This window comes from Rhizobium sp. NFR03, assembly GCF_900111275.1.
In the GTDB taxonomy this organism is placed as follows: Bacteria; Pseudomonadota; Alphaproteobacteria; order Rhizobiales; family Rhizobiaceae; genus Ferranicluibacter.
Genome location: NZ_FOGR01000016.1, coordinates 18819 through 38342 on the forward strand (window position 1 = coordinate 18819; position 19524 = coordinate 38342).

The window sequence follows — 19524 nt, forward strand, 5'->3', positions numbered from 1 at the left end:
CTAGCTTATCTTCCAAGAGTGGACAAGAGTTAATTTACGAAATTAATTAAAGGAACGACATGCGCGGCGGCCCTACCACCTCTCGAGCCATCAACAGAAGACTGATCCTCAGTCTGTTACGCCAGCAAGGTGCGGTATCACGCGCGGAACTCGCATCGCTGACGGGCCTGAGCGCTGCAGCGGTGACCTTTGTGGTCTCCGAATTGATCGAGGACACGCTGGTTGTCGAGCGGGAAGCCGTTGCCGGCGCAACGGGACGCCGACCGACACCCATCGACATCAACTACGACGCGCACCTGACGGTCGGCTTCAAGCTGCATCGGCACCACATCGAGTGTGTGCTGACCGACCTCGCCACGACCCCGCTGATTGCCTCCGACGTCGCCATCTCGGACCCAGCGCCAACAGCCATCATCGAGACGATCGCTTCGACCATCCCGCATCTCCTGCAGCGGGCCGGGCGCAAGAACGTTGGGCTCATGGGAATCGGTGTCTCGATTCCCGGCGAGATCAATGCCGCGACGGGCGTCTGCCTGCAGAGCCCCCGTTTCGGTTGGCGCGATCTTCCTTTTGCCGAGATGCTCGCCGAAAGGGTTCATGCGCCTGTCTGGATCGACGACGACGTCAACGCCTTTGCAGTCGCCCAACGACTGTTCGGCGTTGGCCGACAGCATCGCAACTTTGCCGCTCTGGCGATTGGCGCCGGGATCGGGTGCTCGCTTGTCATCGACGGGAAGATTTACCACGGAAGCCGAAGCGCTGCGGGTAAGCTCGGGCATACGATTTCCGTGCCGAACGGGCGCCTTTGCGAATGCGGTCGCCATGGTTGCCTTATGGCGCACGCCGCCGAGCCGTTCATGCTGGACGAATGGTCCCGCCTGACCGGGCAGGCGATCGTATGGGAGGCCTTCGTGGACGCCGTTCAAGCGCGCGATGGTACAAGCCTTGCGATCCTGGAGGACGCCGGCACGCGGATCGGCCGCCATCTCGCCGATATGGTCAACCTGTTTGATCCCGAGGTGATCGTCGTTGGCGGGGAAGCCGTTGCACTTGGGGAGGCTCTCCTCGATCCCATCCGGCGCGAGATGGAGGCACGGACATTCTTTGCCAACCCTAAACTTCTTCCAGACTGGGTCCCGAATTCTTGGGCCAGAGGAGCTGCGGCTTTAGCGGCACAGGCTGTGTTCGATTTTGAAAGCGTGTCCAGCGGCTGAAAGATAGTAATTTGGAGAGGTCACTGGCGACGACATGCTATCGCGATCTCGGCGCACGACATTTTTGCACTTTGGAAGCCCCTGAGAATTCACCTCAACGATTACGAAGAACTCGAAAACTTTTATAGATCGTTAATTTCGAGCGCGATGTTTACGGATAAGCCATCTATCCTCGTTTGGTACGATAATTACAGTTCCGAAAGAAATTCCTGTTTTTATCACTTCTGAAACGAAGTGTGAGGCGGGAGACATGTGTGGCTAGAGACAGGAGACATAACGGGCGGCGTAGCTTTGCGTTGTTCCGATCTCTGCTAGTAGCCAAAGACGGAAACGTCGCGATTACCGTCGCCTTGGCCATGGTGCCTATGATTCTGGCAGTCGGCGCGAGCGTCGACTACATCCGCTCCTACAACGCACGGCAGAGCATGCAGAGCGATCTGGATGCGGCGCTGATTGCCGCTGTGAAAGAGATCGACACTGAAGACAAGGCGGCGCTGACAGCCAAAGTCTCTGACTGGTTTCACGCACAGGCCGACAGCGACTACACTCTTGCGGATGTCAATATCGACGTGTCCACCCATCGCATAACGGCGACCGCGACCGGAAGCATTCCGACCACCTTGATGCAGATAGCGAGTATCAAGACCGTTCCCGTCAGCGTACAGAGTGCGGTTCAGGGGCCGTCCACATCGTTTCTCAACGTTTACGTCGTGCTCGACAAGTCGCCATCCATGCTCCTTGCCGCAACTGCCGCTGGGCAAGATACAATGTATAGGTCTGCTGGATGCCAGTTCGCCTGCCACGCCGAACAAGGCCCGACCGTGGGCGGCGTTTCGTACGCCAATAACTACGCCTACAGCAAGGCAAACGGAATCAAGCTGCGCGCTGATGTATCGATTGATGCTGTCCATCAGGTCATCGATCTGATCGACAAGGCCGATACCAACCATGACCGGATTAAGGTCGGTCTTTATACCATTGGCGATACGGCAGCAGAGGTTCTGGCGCCGACTCTGGATATGTCGATGGCACGCAGGCGTCTCAATGACGACAGTTCCGGGCTGACCAGTGCTACGTCTACGACCCATACCTATTTCGATGTCTCGCTTTCCGATCTTGATAAGAAAGTCGGCAATGGTAGCGATGGAACGTCTGCAGAGAAACCTTTGAAGCTGGTCTTGATGCTCACCGACGGTGTCCAGTCGCAGCGTGAATGGGTCACGGCCGGCGTCAAGTGGAATGGCAACAAGATCAAGACCCCAGGCTGGTACTGGAACAAGATTGCGCCGCTCAATCCCGCTTGGTGCGACCCGATCAAAAAGCACGCAGCGACCATTGCCGTGCTCTACACAGAATATCTGCCGATCACCACGGACTGGGGCTACAACAACACCGTCGGTGCAACCATGGCAAGCGCAGACTGGAAAAACACCTGGGGTGGTGTGATGAAGAGCGGCGTGCCGACCAGCACGACGAGGCGCGACTATGTTCCCTATGCCCTCGCTGATTGTGCTTCCTCTAAGAGCCTCTTCATCGGAGCATCGTCCTCGACCGAAATCACAGCCGGACTATCCACTTTGTTCAAACAGTACCTGACGTCCGTACGATTGATAAACTGATGGCGAGACCAAACCATCCTGCCTTCCAGCGCTTCTTCAACGACAGACGTGGCGTCGCGGCAATTGAATTTGCGCTTGTTGCACTGCCGTTGTTTGCCCTGATATTCGGCATCATCGAAGTTTCGCTGATGTTTTTCGTCGATGCGAGCCTGGATGCATCCCTAAAGAAAGTCTCGCGTTCGATCCGGACCGGGCAGGTTGCAGCGTCCGGCGCACCTTTGGTTGCTTTCAAGTCAAAGATCTGCGGCGAGATGTCCCTGCTGTTCGACTGCGAAAGCAATCTCCTCGTCCGCGTGGTTGTGATCTCGGACCTTGCGTCGATCAACTCGACCAATCCCATTTCTGCCAGCGGGGCACTAACTGTCAACGAGGTCTTCAATCCCGGAAAGACCAGTGACTACGTCCTTGTGCAGGGGTTTCTTCCGTGGAGTGCCGTCAGCCTGTTTACCCTTTCAAATGCCAGACTGTCCGACGGGCGCTATCTGCTCGGCTCGGCGGTTCTCTTTCGCAACGAGCCGTTCTGATGACTCAACCCAGCAATCGCCTTTTTCCTCTTATGATCGCGTGCCATCTCCGCCGCCTCTGGGAATGTCGCGCGGGCACATCCGGCGTCGAGTTCGCGCTCGTCCTGCCGATCCTTCTGGTACTCCTTGCAGGAACGGCAGATCTGGGCCACGCACTGACCGTCAGTCGGAAGGTGGACGAGATTTCCTCGACAACAGGCGACATGATTTCTCAGCAGGGCACTTGGACGAAACAGGACGTGGCTAAACTGCTATCCGGCGTCAGCTTTATTCTGCAGCCTTACAGCATCTCGGAATTGCGGATTACGCTCGCTATCGAAGACATTGACAGTACGGGAGCGGCTACCGTTAATTGGTCGGCTGGGTTCAATACGCCGCCCTTAGCAGCGGGATTGAAAAGCGAGATTGTTGTTCCGGCCAAAATACAGCAGAAAGGCGTCCAGGTTGTTGTAACACATGTGGAATATACGCTGACCACACCGGTTTCCTCGTTGTTCGCGTACTTTACGGGAACGAATGGCTACAGCTTCGAAAGATCGTTCTTCAATCGTCCAAGAGCAGCCGATACGATTGCTTACAAGTAGGAGGGAAAGGACGGGACATTCAGGTACCAAACCTATTCCCCGCCGCAACTTCCGACACGTTGAGCTGCAAGCCGCGCCAGTCGCTTCGCATCGAAAGGGCAACCTCCTCAAATATGAAACGGCTATGATCGACGCATTTGGCAGTCGACTGTCGCTTTCTAACCTTTTTAATAAACTCAAGTCGTAATATGTCTTGAGCAAGCCGCGGACGTTTATCCACCAATTTGATGGCGGTTCATATTCGGAGCTCTTCGATTGCCGTCCTCACGCGCATCATCTTCCAGCGATGTTCTCGACGGAGCGGTCGATCTCCGGTCTTTGCCACAGCGCAGACATGTCACTGCACATCCTTTTGTCGAAAAGCTTCGCATCGCGGTTCATTTCGATTTCTATGCGGTATCCGGTTTGGATCTTGATGGATATCATTTCGGGAGCGGTCAATCGATCGACACAGACATACCACCGGCGTTCCTGGATGCCTATTATGGAGACAATCTCCTCGACATTGATCCGTTCGTGCAAGCGTCAAAATCCGCGTCCGGCGTTGTCATTGAGAAAAATGTCTATGCGCAAACACCGCCGCCGCGGCGCCTTCAATACCTTACGGAAACGTTTGGCGTTTTGAACCGCACCCTATTTCCCGTCAGGCGCGGAGACAACGTCTTTGGAGCTGTCGCTTTCGCACGCAAGACTGCTTTTGCAGACCACGAACTGGACTTCCTGGTAGATGTGGCTGACGTCATGCACCGCGTGATCACGCGACCCATCATGGACAAATTCTCGGCTCCAACGCTAAGACTTATCGACGGCGAGATTGCTTGCCTGCGGTCTGCGAGCTTTGGAAAGACGACGGACGAGATCGCAGAGGTGACCGGTTACACAGCCGACACTGTGAACAGTTACATTAAAACCGCTATCCGTAAACTTAATGCCAGTAATCGCGTGCATGCGATTGCAGAGGCTATCCGCCGTGGTCTCATCCATTAATTTGACATGGCGTCTGACATATCCAGATTGCAGTAGACCCGACGTTCCCACCGCCTTCGGTTCATTTTTTTCTGCTAAAACGCGAGTCATCAATTGTGAGCACACTCATTGAGTGAAAGCTGAAATATCTTCCGTAAGTTTAACACTTCATTTGCAGTTCACTCCTAGAATTGGGAGTGTCAAACGAGGTGAAGGTACATTGAAATGCAATCCTCGGTTTGATCCAGTGCAGTACAGATAGACCTGCGACGGACGGCAACGTCCTGAAGCGGCGCCTCCCGTAGACATGGAGCTTATCTTGAGAATGACGTCGTTTGGTTTCTCGTCGGATGCCCGTGCGGTCCTCGCCGCAATGAGCAAGTCTCAAGCGATGATCGAGTTCGATCTCACGGGTAGAATCCTGACAGCCAATCAGAATTTCTGCACGGTACTTGGCTATGAGCTTCACGAGATCGTTGGCCAGCATCACCGGATATTTGTCGATCCGACCGAAGCCGCCGGCGCGGATTATAGAGAGTTCTGGAGTTCCTTGGCTTGTGGGAAATCTGACCAACGCCAGTACAGGCGCCGGGATAAGTCCGGGAGAGAGATCTGGATCGAAGCGTCCTACAATCCTGTGTTTCGCGGCAGCAAGCCGTACAAGATCGTCAAGTTCGCTACGGATATCACAGTTCAGAAGCTGAAGGCGCTCGAAGACGCGGGCAAGCTCAATGCGCTGTCGCGCGCGCAGGCCGTCATCGAGTTCACGCCATCTGGCGAGATCCTGACAGCCAATGAGAACTTCCTGACGACGCTCGGATATCAGCTCAGTGACATCCAAGGCAAACATCATTCAATCTTCTGCGACGGCAGCTATACCGGCAGCGAGGACTACGGTCGCTTCTGGCGCCGTCTGGCCGGAGGAGAGTTCATCGCGGACGAGTTCTTGCGCATCGGTAAAGGTGGCAAGAAGGTTCACATCCAGGCCTCCTACAATCCGATCTTCGACATGAGCGGGAAGGTCTTTAAAGTTGTCAAGTTCGCAACGGATGTCACCACTCGCGTTGAGAACGTCGACAGCCTCGCGAGCGTCCTGCAAGGGCTTGCCGACGGCGACCTGACACAACAGCTGACGAGCCCTTTCCTGCCGACGCTCGAAAAACTCCGGCTCGACTTCAACAGCGCGGCATCGGGGCTTTGCGGCGCGATGGAAGCAGTGGGCCAGAACGCCGCCGCTATCGCCGCTGCATCTCAGGAGATCCGTTCGGCCTCCGACGATCTATCGCGCAGAACGGAACAGCAGGCAGCATCCGTCGAGGAAACGGCGGCGGCTCTTGAGGAAATCACAACAACGGTATCCGACTCCAGCCATCGCGCTCAGGAGGCCGGCCAGCTCGTGCGCAAAACGAAGGAAAACGCCGAGCGCTCTGGCTCTGTGGTGCGCCAAGCGGTCAATGCCATGGGCCAGATCGAGACATCCGCTGACGAAATCTCCAGCATCATCAGCGTGATTGACGAGATCGCCTTCCAGACCAACCTGCTCGCGTTGAATGCGGGCATTGAAGCCGCGCGTGCGGGCGATGCGGGAAAAGGATTTGCCGTTGTTGCCCAGGAAGTTCGGGAGCTCGCGCAGCGTTCGGCCAAAGCTGCTGGCGAAATCAAGGACCTGATCAGCACCTCTACCGGTCATGTGAAGCAGGGTGTCGCGCTCGTTGGTGAAACGGGTAAGGCCCTCGAAGAGATTGTTGGGCAGGTCATCCATGTCGATCGTAATGTCAGCGCCATCGTTGAGGCGGCGCGCGAACAAGCAACGGGTTTGAAAGAGATCAACACGGCCGTCAATACGATGGACCAGGGCACACAGCAGAACGCGGCCATGGTCGAGGAAACGTCCGCCGCGTCGCACGGGCTCGCGAGGGAAGCTGAGGAATTGTTTCAGCTACTCTCACGTTTCAAAGTTCGTTCTGGGTCGGCTACGCGCCCATTGCAGCCGGCATCGAGCATGACCGCGACCCGGTCATCTGTCGCTCCTGTGAGGCAGATGACCGCAAAGGTCGCCCACGTCTCCCGAGGAAATGCCGCGGTAAAGTCGGAAAGCTGGGAAGAGTTTTGATCAGCAAGATATTTCGCCACTAGGAGGACCACAGCCTCAATTCTAGGACTACCTGATTTCGTTCACCCCTACGAGCAGCAGAGATCTCGGGCGGTAATCTTCGGTCTTGAAAGGATGCGATCCAACCACCCCGTAGTTCATCGCCATGCCGGCATTGTTGTCTTCTTGTCGGGACAACAAGTGGTGCTCCCGTATGAGCTGGTATGAGGCCGTGAGCGTAAGGTCACTCCGACTGAATTCTTCCCAAAAGGCATGCGACAGTGGTGATTGGCGTGCAGCACGGAATTCTTTACAGGTAACGTGTCTGTCACCAGCGCCACATCGCAGCGAGCAGGCAGGTGGAAAAGAGAATAGTGAAGGCACGATCAAGTATGGGACTTTGTTTAGATACTGCCAGATGAGGGCATCGACCCATACGACTGCGAGGGAGGCAATGGGGTACTCCAATCGCCGATATCAAGGGCGGCAGGATAGCCGACTAGCTGCTTATCGACTGATGATAACGGCTTGGAGCGAACCGGCTGCCTGCGCCGTTCCGGTTCGCCTGCGTGTCGGGTCAGCGATGCCTCAGCGCTTCAACTAACATCGTGAAGGCAGGCGACGGATGCCGCTTGGATGGATAGTAGAGGTGATAGCCAGGGAATGACGGACACCAGTCGTCGAGAGCCTGAACCAGGCTTCCACTCTGCAGATGGTGAGCGACAACGTCTTCGTGGACATAAGCCAATCCATAGCCGTCGAGGGCCGCGTTGACGAGTTGGGGCACTCCGTTCACCGCCACTTGTCCTTCAACCCGGACGTGCAGTTGGTGGCCGTCCTTTTCGAACTCCCAGGCATAGAATCCACCATAACTCGGCAGGCGCAGATTGATGCAACGATGCCCGGTCAGTTCCTGTGGTGTCATCGGCATTTCACGCTCGTCGAAAGAGGACGGTGACGCGACGACGATCATCCGCGCCTTACGCCCGATCCGGACGGCGATCATGTTCTTCTCGACCTGATCGCCAAGCCGCACGCCTGCATCGAAGCGCTCAGTCACGATGTCTGTCAACGCCGACTCGGCGTTGAGTTCCACTTTGATACCAGGATATTCACGCAGGAAGCTGGACAGTTTAGGCCAGAGGATCGTGTCGATGGCGTGCTGCCCTGCGGTGATCCTGAAGCTTCCAGCGGGCTTGTCCCGAAATTCACTCAATGCCGACAGTTGCGCGTCGATCGTGCCGAACGCCGGACCAAGCGTCGAAAGGAGCTGTTCACCAGCGATGGTCGGCGCAAGGCTGCGTGTCGTCCGCGTCAGAAGACGGACACCGAGCCTTTCCTCCAACCGACGGACGATGAGGCTGAGCGACGACTGCGAGGTTCCGAGCCGGGCCGCAGCCTTGGTGAAGCTGCCCTCCTCCGCCACTGTCAGGAAAGCCATCAGGTCTCCAAGGTCTTCGCGGCGCATTCATTGATCTCCGATATAAGTCCAATCAGTTTTTACCGTCTAATCCGATGAAATGGCAGTGCCTATATTTCAGTTGAAGAACGCGCATCGGCACTAATGTTGAAAGGAGAAACGTATGTCTTTCTCGGAAAACGATCTCGATCGGATTGTCGCGGCTGACGATCTGCATATCGCGCCATTCCGTGACGACGGGACCACCTATGGCACACCAACCTGGATTTGGTGCCTGGCAGTGGATGGGTCGCTCTATGTTCGTGGCTATCACGGCCAGAATTCCCGGTGGTATCAGGCCGCCGTCAGGCAGAGGGCCGCCAAGATCCTCGCCGCAGGCACGACCATGGAAGTCACCTTTGAGCCCGTCGATGGCGCGGTGAACGATCGCATCGACGATGCGTACCGAGCCAAATACGCCAAGAGCCAATAGCTCAGACCCATGATCAGCGATCACGCGCGGTCTGCCACGATCCGGGTCCATCCACAAACAACTGATTGATTGAATGGAAACGAAAATGTCGAACCAAACCTCCCCTCATGCCACGCTGAGCCCTGAAGACGTACATTCAGTCTCCCCGGCGCTTGCCGAATACACTAGGTCGACCATCGTCGCCGACTTGTGGAGCCGGCCGCAATTGTCCCCAAGGGATCGCAGCGCAGTCACTGTCGCCGCCTTGATCGCCCGTGCCCAGACAATCGGCATGCCACACTATTTCAACGCAGCGCTCGATTACGGCGTCAGCCCGGCCGAACTCTCGGAAATCGTTACCCATCTCGCCTTTTACACCGGCTGGTCGAACGCCTTCTTCGCAGTCCAGATCCTCAAGGATATTTTCCTTGAGCGGAACATCGGATTGGACCAACTGCCGGCAGCATCGCCCTGGTTGTTGCCACTCGACGAGATCGCCGAAGCACAACGCGCCGCGGCGGTGGAGGCAAACTTCGGCGCCGTATCACCGGGCGTCGTTCATTACACTGCGGAGGTACTGTTCAAGGACCTGTGGCTTCGTCCCGATCTGGCGCCACGCGACCGCAGTCTGATCACGGTCGCAGCGCTGATCGCCACGGGACAGGTAGTCCAGATTACCTACCACCTCGGCCGTGCCATGGATAACGGGCTGACGCGGGACCAGGCCTCGGAGATGCTGACCCAGATCGCGTTCTATTCGGGATGGCCCTGCGTCTTTTCCGCTATGCCCATCGTCAAGGACGTGTTCGCGAATCGAAAGACGTCTTCTTTGGACTAAATGCTTGTTCTCGGGCGATCAGGCCCAGCGAACGCCTCATCCGGCGAACTTCGAAAACACTATCCCTGGCGATAAACCATGCTGCGCCGGACCACGTTTGAGCAGGATGGAACTGAAAGGAACCTCATCAATGCAAAAGCGGACACTCGGACAGGGACTGGAAGTCTCGGCTCTTTCCCTGGGAGCAATGGGATACGGAAAAGCACGTGAACTGCCCGACAGGGCAGAGATGATCACCTTGATCCGAACGGCTGTCGATCGGGGCATGGACTTCTTCGACACGGCCGAAGTCTATGGTCCCTGGACCAATGAACTGATGCTCGGGGAAGCCTTGGAGCCTCTCCGTGACAGGGTAAAGATCGCGACCAAATTCGGTTGGGACATTGATCAGGAAACCGGCGTTCACCGTGGCGGCGTCAACAGCACGCCAACACAAATCCGAAGCGCGGTCGAGGGCAGTCTCAAGCGTCTCAGGACCGATTACATCGATCTACTCTATCAGCACCGCGTCGATCCCAGCGTCCCCATGGAAGACGTCGCGGGGGTCGTCAAAGACCTGATTGCCGAGGGCAAGGTTCGCTGGTTCGGGCTGTCGGAAGCCGGAGCGGGTTCGATCCGCCGCGCCCATGCCGTCCAGTCCGTCGCCGCCCTCCAGAGCGAATACTCGCTTTGGACGCGCGAGCCGGAAGCAGAGATCATTCCGACACTCGAGGAGCTGGGCATCGGTCTCGTGCCGTTCTCGCCACTCGGCAAGGGCTTCCTGACCGGGAAGATCGACAGCACGACCGCGCTCGACCCGATGCGCAGTTCGATCCCACGCTTTTCACCTGCCGCAATGGATGCTAACCGGAAGCTGGTCAACCTCATGAGAGCCATCGGTGAACGCCATGCAGCAACGCCGGCGCAGGTGGCACTCGCCTGGATTCTTGCTCAAAAGCCCTGGATCGTTCCCCTGTTCGGTACCCGCAAGATCGAAAGATTTGACGAGAATATTGGCGCCTTGAACGTGCAACTCACGCAAACCGATCTCGACGAGATCGAAGCCGCGAACATCCATATCAGCGGCGATCGCTATCCGGAGGAGCATATGCGTCTCACCGGCTTGTAGGTCCAGGGATTACCCAGATGAAAAGCCGCCGGCTATTTGTCCCTGCAGCCTTCTTACCGTCGCGCGCACTTTTCCGAGCAAGGAATAGGCTGATCATCGACGGGCAATATGAGCCACAGGGTTTTCTCATGCCTACGAAAGGCGGAGTTGGCAGACTTCAGGTTAATCTGCAGCCATCTACCAGCGACGAGGATGGCGGCTTGCGGCATACTCCAGTCCCTGTTTTAAAGAGCAGGAACGCGGGCGCAAAGCCGTCGTCAGCGTTAACCCTTATTGGCACTGGTTGTTGTCCGGATGGGCATCCTCGCCTTGAAAGGAAGCGAACTTCTGACACCGTAAGACTCTACGGCATGGCCGTCGACCTGAACCCTGTGCCAAGTGGGATGCTTGAGACATGGGCGCGGCCCATGGTAAAACAGGGTAAACGCTGGATATGGCAGATCTCAAGCCGCGCTCAAAACGCCATGAAGCCCACGAACCCGGTGATCGACCAACCTTGTCGACCTCTTGCGCAGAAGAACACGGACTGCCAGTTCAGCTTCTGGATATCGCCGCCTTCAAGCGCGATGCCGTCGTTAAACGTCTTGCGCGCAATGGCCGTGTCTCCCTGCACAGTCACATCGCGCATGTTGGTCGCGCGATAGAGCGCGCTTCGCCTGTCTTCGGCATAGGCCGTCTGCGCGGCACGTTTGGCATCGGCAAGCCATGCCGTCCGATAGGCATCGACGGTCGGAAACCGAAGCCACCAGTCTTTCGGATCAAGCGATCCTTCCGCATCGAGGCCGCAGAAGCCATCCTTCCGGAAGAAGCGGCCAAAGGTCGTCCAGTCCTGTGCCACGAAGCCTTCGATGTCCTGGCGCACCAGCATTTCCCAGATGGAGTGCCGGTCAGGGTCGGTGGTGGAGAACGGGTTGGTCTCGTCGTTCAAGGCAGGGCCCTCTCGGCGTAGATGTCAATGTTGGTTTCAAGGTCCGTCATGGAGAGACGCCGCTCAGCGGATGGCTAGACCCGTGGTAGGATCGAACCAGTGCAGGCTCTCGAGCTCAGCCGTTAGCGGAAGGCGCTCACGCGGACGTGGCGTTTTTATTGGCGGGATGCGGGCGACAAGCCGGTTCTTGCCCTTGCTGCTCGGTATCTCCCCCTCGTCGGCGCCGTTGACATCGACCGGCGGCGACGCGATGTCGAAGAACACGAACGTATCCGCCCCGAGCGCTTCGGCGACAGGAACGGCCTCGTTGAAGATCGCCTCCTCCGGCGTGCAGACCCGGAACATTTCCGGCCGGATACCCATGATCGCCTGACGCCCTGCGAAGCCGGACAAGGCGGCGTTGGCAGGCAAGGCGATCTGCGTACCCGTGCCGACCACAGTTGCCGTCAGCCCGGCCACACCGCTCGACAGATCGACGCGGACGAAGTTCATGGCGGGTGACCCGATGAAGCCGGCGACGAAAAGGTTTGCCGGACGGTCGTAGAGCATCTGCGGCGTGTCGATCTGCTGCAAGTTGCTTTCGGTCGCGTCCTTCACGGGCTTGAGCACGGCGACGCGGTCACCCATTGTCATGGCTTCCACCTGATCGTGCGTCACGTAGAGCGTGGTCACGCCCAGACGCTCGTTCAGAAGTTTCAGCTCGCCACGCATCTGGACACGCAGTTTCGCATCGAGGTTGGAAAGCGGCTCGTCCATGAGGAAAGCCGAGGGATGGCGGACGATGGCACGGCCCATCGCAACGCGTTGCCGCTGCCCGCCCGAAAGCGCACCCGGTTTGCGCTGCAGGTAGCGGGTAAGGTCTAGCATCTCGGCGGCTTCCCGCACCAGCCGGTCGATCTCCGCCTTCGGCATCTTTCGCTGTTGCAGGCCGAACGCCATGTTCTCGTAGACCGTCATGTGTGGATAGAGGGCATAGTTCTGGAAGACCATCGCGATATCGCGATCCTGCGGCTCGACATGGCTGACATCGCGGTCGTCCATGATCAGACGGCCACTGTTGAGCATCTCGAGGCCCGCCGCCATCCGCAGCAGCGTCGATTTTCCGCAGCCGGATGGGCCGACAAGGACGACGAACTCGCCGTTCTCGATCGTGAAGCTCACATTGGAGACGGCGACCGTTCCATCCGGATATGTCTTACCGACCCGGTCGAAGGCGAGCGATGCCATTGAGATTACTCCTTGCATATCAGGGCCGGACCGCGCCCCGCGTGAAAAACAGGGCAGCGGCCCGAAGAGGATCAGGCGATATCGACAGCCTTACCGCTCGCCGCGGACGCTTCGATGGCTGCGAGGACTTTGGTATTGGCGAGCCCGTCCATGGCATCGGCAAGGAGCGGCGCATCGCGCACGACGGCATCGACGAAGCGGCCAATGGACTCGAGGACGAAGCCGCCGATGCGGGTCTCGCCCGTTGGCGTCATCCCGATGTAATCGGAGTAGCGCAGGCCACCTTCGACCATCCGGCGCAAGCCCCCGTTATGCGTGGGATCGGCCTGGATCTGCCCCTTGTCGCCTACGAGTTCCAGCTTGAAATCGACGAGCGACGGGTTATCCCGCGACAGGATCCAGCTGTTCTCCATTGTGACGACCGCACCGCCGGCAAATTCGAGGATGCAGTGATGGAAGTCGCGCGTATCGACGCCGCCGGCCTTCAGCACGCCGTCGCGCGTCACCGCGTAGACCCTGACGATCTCGTCATTGAGAACGAAGCGGAGAACATCGACGAGATGGCTGCCGAGGAACCAGAGCGCGGACGATTTCGCGGCCCAGCTCAACATCTCGAACGGCACGAAGGTGGTGTTCGAAAGCCGCGCCATGCCGTGACGCGGCACGCCAATCTCGCCGGATTGCACCATGGTGCGAACCTGCGTCAGGATTGGGTTCACTCGGTTATGGAAATCGATCATCAGCTTGCCTTTGGAGGCTGCGGCTGCTTCCGCGATCTCCTCGGCTTCGCGAACGGTGGTCGCGAGCGGCTTTTCGCTCAGCACATGCTTGTTCGCCTTCAGCGCCGCCAGGATGATAGGCGTATGCGTAAAATCGGGCGTGGCGACAGAGACGGCATCGATATCGTCGCGTGCGACAAGCGCTTCGTAGTCCGTCAAGGCAAAGGCGGCGCCGGAGCTTTGCTTCATCTTCCGTGCCCGACCTTCGTCGATATCGCAGACGGCGACGAGTTCGGTCTCGGGCAGCACGTTGAAGGTATGGGCATGGTTGGTGCCCCAGAGGCCGGCGCCGATGACGCCCATTCTCAGTTTGGTCATGTCAGTTCTACTCCAGAAAGGTGGCCGATCAGCCCTTCACCGAACCAAAGGTGAGGCCTCGAACCACGTAGCGGTCGAAAACGAGGAAGATGATCATGGGAGGGATCATCGCGACCACGGCGGCCGCGGCGATGTAGTTCCAGGTGACCCCGCTGGTGGCGAAGTACCCGATGGTGCCAACAGGAAGCGTGGCGGTGGATCGTGCGCTGAGCACAAGGGGAAAGGCCGCATTGTTCCAGGCGAAAACGAAGGCGAACATGGAGGTGACGATGATGCCAGGGCGCACGATCGGCAACGTGATGCGCCACATGATCGTGTACCAGCGAGCGCCGTCCATGCGGGCCGCCTCTTCCAGTTCGGCGGGCACCTCGTCAATGAAGCTCTTCATCAGCCAGACCGAGAAGGGAATGGTCATGGTTTGCAGCACGAGCACCATCGACAGATAGGAGCCGGTAAGGCCGATGCGGTTCATGAGCACGAAGTACGGAATGAGAAAGGCAATCGGCGGCGCCATCAGCAGCCCGAGATACCAGAGCATGATGTTCTTCTTGCCCCGCAGCTTGAACCGCGAAAGTGCATAGGCGGCGGGGATCGAGAACGGCAGGTTGAGGAGCACAGCGCCTATGGCGACGATGAGGCTGTTGACGAGCTGCGGCGCATTGGTGCCTGGATCGACGAGGATATGCCGGAATGCGTTCAGCGTTGGCGTGAACGTGAACTGGGGCGGCATGGCGAAAGCTGTCTCCGGCGGACGAATGGCGAGCGCGATGAACCAGAGGATCGGCCCGATAAAGACGGCTAGAAAGAAAAGGCCCGCAGCGTAGGTCAGCAGCTTGTAGATAGTGTTTTTTGCGGACGGCATGTCACCACTCCTCATTGCGGAAGGCGAAGAAGACGTAGAGAGCGACAATGATGTTGACGATCAGGACGGTGATCCACGTCATGGCGCTGACAAGGCCGATGTTGAAGTTGATCAGTCCCTGCTCGTAGAGGGAGTAGCCGAGCGTGCGGGTCGAGGTGCCTGGCCCCCCGCGCGTCAGCACCAGCACCGTGTCGAAGGTATTGAAGAGCTGCATGAACCGCAGCATCACGATGATGATGGCCGTACGCTTGATCAACGGTAGCTTGATCCGCATCAGGATGGTCCAGGCGGAGGCGCGATCGAGCCGCGCGGCTTCGATGATCTCCTCCGGTACCGAGAGAAGGCTGGCATAAAGGACGATCGCGAAGAAGGGCGTCCACTGCCAAATGTCGGCGAAGAGGACGGCAGCAAGCGCCGTGGACGGTGAGCCCAGCAGACCGACAGCGGGGATCGGAACGCCGATCGAGGTGAGAACCCAAGTCAGGAGGCCGCCGCCGGGATCATAGAGGTAGCGGAATAAAAAGCCCACGACGATGGGAGCGATCGTCGTGGGCAGGATGAGCAATGCCCGCACGACATTCATGCCGGGCAGTGCTCGAAGCAATATCAGCGCGATCGACAGGCCGAGCGTAAACTCCAGCGCGGTCCCCACGAAGGAGAGCAGCAGAGTATTGGTGAGGGCCGCCTGAAAGTCGAAGGCGTTCAGGGCCTGGACATAGTTATCGAAGCCGACGAAGGCCTGCGGTTCAGGGCCGATCTGCAGGTTCCAGAAATAGAAGCTTGAACGAAGCGCAAACAGTAGCGGATAGGCAATCAGCACCAGAAGCATGATGACCGACGGTGCGATCAGCAGGTAGGGCAGGTTTCGGCGAACGAAGCTTCGCCGTCCAGTCGCAGCTGCGACCGGCGCATGGGCCGTTATCGTCGTCATCTCAACGTCCTGTTATATCAGGGTTCCCGATGCCCCTGCCCGCTTCGAGGGAAGCAGGCAGAGGCGGCACGCCCAGGCGTCAGGTCTTGGCGAGCTTGCCGATCAGGGCCTTGGCGCTGTCGAGCGTGTCGTCGTAGCTCTCCTTCTGATAGGGGATCATGAAGTTCCCCTTGAGGATGCTGGCAAAGAGGCTGTTGGTGCGCTCGAGCGCCGGGGCCGGTGCCTCCGAGCCTGTGAGAAGCTGGTTCAGCGTCAGGCCGAAAACGCTTTCGAGCGCGGTGTAGCCGGGAACGGGCGGTCGCGTGACCTTGCCGTTGCCCTGTTTCATCATGCGGTATTGTACATCGAGATAGGGATAGACCGCCTTCAGGTCTTTGTCTTCGTAGAGCGAGGCGCGGCCGAAGTCGGAGAACTGGTAGTTAAGGTCGGGCCACAGCGCCATCTTCTTCTGGGTCGCCTTGGAGGTCGCCCATTTGATGAAGGCATAGCCGGCCGCCTGCTTGGCGGAGCTGGCGGGAACGCCAAGACTCCAACCGCCAACGCTAATGGTCTGCGCTACGCCCTCGGCCTTGGGAAGAGCGGCCGTCGCATAGGCATCCATGACCGAGGACTTGCTGCCGGTCATATAGCCCGCGTTCTTGATGAGGTAGAAATACGGCGTCCACCAGTAGAACATGCCGATATCGCCTTTGGCGAACCGCGTTCCCGCATCGAACCATACGTAGTTGATCGCTTCGGGCGGCGATAGCCGGTAGAGCTCGCGGTAGACCTCGACCGACTTTTCCCAGGCGGGGCCGGAAAGTGTCGGCTCGAAATTCCAAGGCTGGGCCGGGAACGACTTGAACCAGGAGGCGCCGTGGCTTGCCGAGATCTGGGTGAACATATGGACGATCGGCGACGGCTGCGAGCCGCAGACGACGGTTGGGAACACCGGCACGTCCTTGAACGTCTTGCCTTCGAGCTTCTTCAGCGTGTCGATATAGGCAGTCCAGGTCCAGTCTTCCGTCGTATCCGCAGGCGGCGCGTCGATGCCGAGCGCCTCGAACATGTCCTTCCGGTACATGACGCCCTGCGCATAGGCTGCGACCGGCAATGTCGCAATCTGGCCCCGCCACATGTTGGAGGAATACAGGACCTCGGGAATGAAGTCGGAGAGATCGATATCCGGATCCTTGGCGATGTGATCGTTGAGCGACACGATCCAGCCATTGTCCAGATACTGGCCGAGCCACATCTGGTCAACCGCGATGACATCGGCGTCCGAGGTGTTGGCGACGAAAGCGGAGACCAGACGCGCCTGAAGCGCATCGTAGGACAGGCTTTCCAGCTCGACCTTGATGCCCGTTTCCTTTTCGAAGTCGGGCAGCATCGCCTTCAACGAGAAGAAGAAGGGATCTTCCACCGAGAGCACGCGGACGCTGGTGACATCCTGCGCCTGCGCCAGTGGGGCAGCGAGAGCGCCGAGCATGCCGGAGCAAACCGCTGCCGCCGAAACGCCCTTGAGCAAGTTCCGGCGCGATAAGGCAATCATATCCTTCTGCATGTCTCTCTCCACAGTTTGCTCTGGCGCGTGACATGATCCGGCGTTTTTCCTGCACACCGGTCGACTGCGCCTTGTTCCCGTTTATCTGCCTGCACTTCTTTGAGGCAGTATGTTTGTACGTCGCACAAACTTATGGTACATGTCAATTGGGACCTTGTTGCCGAAGAGATTTTTGTGACCAGGCTTCCATGAGGCGGACGACGACAGTCCAAGGCCATGTCCGCTAACGGCTCTCGTGATAAGACGACGAAGACACGCGCCTCTTGGCCCGTACCGAAGAAACAGGAAAAACACCGTGACCTCCGATCTCCAAAGCAGGAACAATCTGAATGGCTTGCGGTCGGCGAGACCGGAGATCGCAAAGCCAGAGGCGGATGCCGAAGGAGCCACGTCCACGGCCATGATGCTCGTTTCCGCGTCCGATATCGGTGCGATCAACCGCGGCAGGATACTTCAGGCGCTGTACGACAACGGTCCGACCAGCCGGGCAGATCTTGCGCGTCTGGCCAGCGTCAACAGAACGACTGTGACCGGCATCGTCCAGCCAATGATCGAGGAGAAACTTCTGGTCGAAGGCGAGGCCACGCGGTCGGCTGTGCAAGGAGGAAAACCGGCGCGGCCTCTCTTCTTCAACCCGGATGCTCCGATGCTCGCCGCCGTCCTCCTGCTTCCCGGCAGGATACAGACGTGCCTCGTCACCTTGACGGGAGAAATATCTGCAATCGAGAAGGCGCCCTTCGATGTGAACGGCGATGTCGAGGATTTTAGCGGAATCCTCACGGAGACCTTGGCACGGTCCCTAGATCACGCGACCCAGCCGCCCTTCGGTATTGGGATCGCGGCCGGCGGCATGATCGACAGCGACAAGGGCGTCATCGTTACTGTCAGCCTCGCACCTGTCTTAACCGGCCTGCCGATCACCGATATCCTCAGCACGCACTTCGGCTTACCCGTCGTCATCGATCACCATCCTCGCGCGCTCCTGGTGGGCGACAGGTGGTTCGGACCCGGCCGCGGACAGCAGAACTTCGCAGCCATCTATACCGGAGAGGTTCTCGGTGGTGCCTATTATATCAACGGGCAGGTCTATCGGGGCCTTGCCGGCTCCGGCGGCGAACTCGGCCACACCGTCGTCCAGCTTGACGGCCACATGTGCAATTGCGGGAAGCAGGGCTGCTGGGAAACGATCGCCACCCTCACTTGGCTGAGGCGCGAAGCGGAAAGACTGGGCGTGGGCCACCCCGAGAGCGTGACCAGCGCGCGTCTCGTCGCAGACGCCGCAAGCGGGTCATCGCGTGCCGAGGAAATCCTTGATCGCTACGCCCGCAACATCGCCGTCGGCATCGCCAATCTGCAGCAGACCCTCTCGCTGAACTTCTACATCCTGCATGGTGACGCAGCCACCGGCGGCGCGCGTCTGTCCGATGCCATCGAGCGCCACGTGCGCAGCTTCGTGCTGGCACGCCCCAACCAGGACATTACCATCGTCAGCAACGGGCTTGGCGAAGGCCACACGGCGTTGCGTGGGGCGGCGGGACTTGTTGTCTCGGAGCATTTGAAACTTAAAATATAAGAAGCTCGATGTTGTTGATTCGAGAACATGAGCTGTAGCCGCATATCATTCTACGCCTTGAGATCCCATCAGGGGTGAGTAGCGGCCTGCACCGTGGCAGAGTGAGGTCGCTAGAAAACTCTCTGGAGGCCAATCATGCCGATATCAGCAGATCAAACTCAAGCGCAGACCACTATCCTCTTGCTTTACATCGGCGGCTGAACACCATTGGTGCCTACGACGACACGGCTGCTGGATATCGTACCGTCAGCGGCCTTCTCGGATGGCACGAAAACCGTAGCGCCGCTCTTCAGGTCCGCTTCGACAGCCGGTGCGAAAGTCACGACGGGTGTTCCTGCGGGAACGGAGATCTTCTTTTCCTTGCCCTTGTAGGTCACCGTCACTGTCTGGCCATCAACCGCCTTGACGGCGTTGGCAACGGTGGCGTTGGTCATCGAGCTGTTCGGCTTCAGGTCCCAGGCATACTCCGCGGCTGCAGTAACCTTTAATTCAGGATGCTTTCAGTTTGCCGGAGTCATTAAGATTGCAACCGTAACGCTATGCTACC

The 19524-nt window shown here is 58.3% G+C and carries 16 protein-coding genes and 2 pseudogenes; 10 read left to right on the top strand and 8 right to left on the bottom strand.

The genetic code is table 11. The features are described from left to right. Window positions 1–59: 59 nt before the first annotated feature. From BSG19_RS24515 to BSG19_RS24540, 6 genes are all read left to right on the top strand, one after another. Complete coding sequence (locus BSG19_RS24515; protein WP_092990633.1) at window positions 60–1214, top strand: ROK family transcriptional regulator; 1155 nt, start codon at window positions 60–62, stop codon at window positions 1212–1214. A gap of 296 nt (window positions 1215–1510) precedes the next feature. Next, window positions 1511–2833, top strand: a complete 1323-nt coding sequence (locus BSG19_RS24520; protein ID WP_244529422.1) for a TadE/TadG family type IV pilus assembly protein — start codon at window positions 1511–1513, stop codon at window positions 2831–2833. Further along, complete coding sequence (locus tag BSG19_RS24525) at window positions 2833–3357, top strand: TadE/TadG family type IV pilus assembly protein (RefSeq protein ID WP_092990635.1); 525 nt, start codon at window positions 2833–2835, stop codon at window positions 3355–3357. Before BSG19_RS24520 ends, BSG19_RS24525 begins: the two co-directional genes overlap by 1 nt. Before the next feature lie 32 nt (window positions 3358–3389). Next, window positions 3390–3941: a TadE/TadG family type IV pilus assembly protein gene (locus BSG19_RS24530; RefSeq protein ID WP_244529423.1), complete on the top strand. Its 552-nt coding sequence runs from the start codon at window positions 3390–3392 to the stop codon at window positions 3939–3941. Between the two features lie 255 nt (window positions 3942–4196). After that, the gene (locus BSG19_RS24535; protein ID WP_092990637.1) at window positions 4197–4928 is read left to right on the top strand and encodes a helix-turn-helix transcriptional regulator; all 732 of its coding nucleotides are present in this window, start codon (window positions 4197–4199) and stop codon (window positions 4926–4928) included. A 304-nt stretch (window positions 4929–5232) separates the two neighbouring features. After that, window positions 5233–7020 carry a methyl-accepting chemotaxis protein gene (locus tag BSG19_RS24540; RefSeq protein WP_092990638.1) on the top strand — a complete coding sequence of 596 codons (1788 nt, stop codon included), beginning with the start codon at window positions 5233–5235 and terminating at the stop codon, window positions 7018–7020. Between the two features lie 556 nt (window positions 7021–7576). Here BSG19_RS24540 and BSG19_RS24545 read toward each other — a convergent pair. Further along, entirely contained in the window at window positions 7577–8467 is an 891-nt protein-coding gene (locus BSG19_RS24545; RefSeq protein ID WP_092990639.1) for a LysR family transcriptional regulator, read from the bottom strand. Window positions 8468–8582: 115 nt separating this feature from the next. Between BSG19_RS24545 and BSG19_RS24550 the strand changes: the two are divergent. From BSG19_RS24550 to BSG19_RS24560, 3 genes and pseudogenes are all read left to right on the top strand, one after another. Further along, window positions 8583–8888, top strand: a pseudogene (locus BSG19_RS24550) (DUF2255 family protein); the annotation flags it as partial. Between the two features lie 88 nt (window positions 8889–8976). Next, window positions 8977–9708: a carboxymuconolactone decarboxylase family protein gene (locus tag BSG19_RS24555; protein WP_092990641.1), complete on the top strand. Its 732-nt coding sequence runs from the start codon at window positions 8977–8979 to the stop codon at window positions 9706–9708. 130 nt (window positions 9709–9838) lie between these two features. Then, entirely contained in the window at window positions 9839–10816 is a 978-nt protein-coding gene (locus BSG19_RS24560) for an aldo/keto reductase (protein ID WP_092990642.1), read from the top strand. Window positions 10817–11270: 454 nt separating this feature from the next. Here BSG19_RS24560 and BSG19_RS24565 read toward each other — a convergent pair whose 3' ends face one another. From BSG19_RS24565 to BSG19_RS24590, 6 genes are all read right to left on the bottom strand, one after another. Further along, window positions 11271–11744: a hypothetical protein gene (locus BSG19_RS24565; protein WP_244529421.1), complete on the bottom strand. Its 474-nt coding sequence runs from the start codon at window positions 11742–11744 to the stop codon at window positions 11271–11273. Window positions 11745–11807: 63 nt separating this feature from the next. Further along, a complete protein-coding gene (gene ugpC / locus BSG19_RS24570; protein ID WP_092990643.1) occupies window positions 11808–12971 on the bottom strand; it encodes an ABC transporter ATP-binding protein in 1164 nt (387 codons plus the stop codon). Between the two features lie 71 nt (window positions 12972–13042). Beyond that, window positions 13043–14068, bottom strand: a complete 1026-nt coding sequence (locus tag BSG19_RS24575; protein ID WP_092990644.1) for a Gfo/Idh/MocA family protein — start codon at window positions 14066–14068, stop codon at window positions 13043–13045. Between the two features lie 28 nt (window positions 14069–14096). Continuing rightward, window positions 14097–14930 carry a carbohydrate ABC transporter permease gene (locus BSG19_RS24580; RefSeq protein WP_092990645.1) on the bottom strand — a complete coding sequence of 278 codons (834 nt, stop codon included), beginning with the start codon at window positions 14928–14930 and terminating at the stop codon, window positions 14097–14099. A 1-nt stretch (window position 14931) separates the two neighbouring features. Next, on the bottom strand, window positions 14932–15861 hold the full coding sequence (locus BSG19_RS24585; RefSeq protein ID WP_092990646.1) for a carbohydrate ABC transporter permease: 930 nt from the start codon (window positions 15859–15861) through the stop codon (window positions 14932–14934). Between the two features lie 79 nt (window positions 15862–15940). Next, a complete protein-coding gene (locus BSG19_RS24590; protein WP_092990647.1) occupies window positions 15941–17404 on the bottom strand; it encodes an ABC transporter substrate-binding protein in 1464 nt (487 codons plus the stop codon). A gap of 400 nt (window positions 17405–17804) precedes the next feature. Here BSG19_RS24590 and BSG19_RS24595 point away from each other — a divergent pair, with 400 nt between their 5' ends. After that, on the top strand, window positions 17805–18977 hold the full coding sequence (locus tag BSG19_RS24595; RefSeq protein WP_092990652.1) for an ROK family transcriptional regulator: 1173 nt from the start codon (window positions 17805–17807) through the stop codon (window positions 18975–18977). Between the two features lie 185 nt (window positions 18978–19162). On the opposite strand, the pseudogene BSG19_RS24600 reads toward BSG19_RS24595, so the two are convergent. Next, window positions 19163–19435 (bottom strand): annotated as a pseudogene (locus tag BSG19_RS24600) (hypothetical protein); the annotation flags it as partial. Between the last annotated feature and the right edge of the window lie 89 nt (window positions 19436–19524).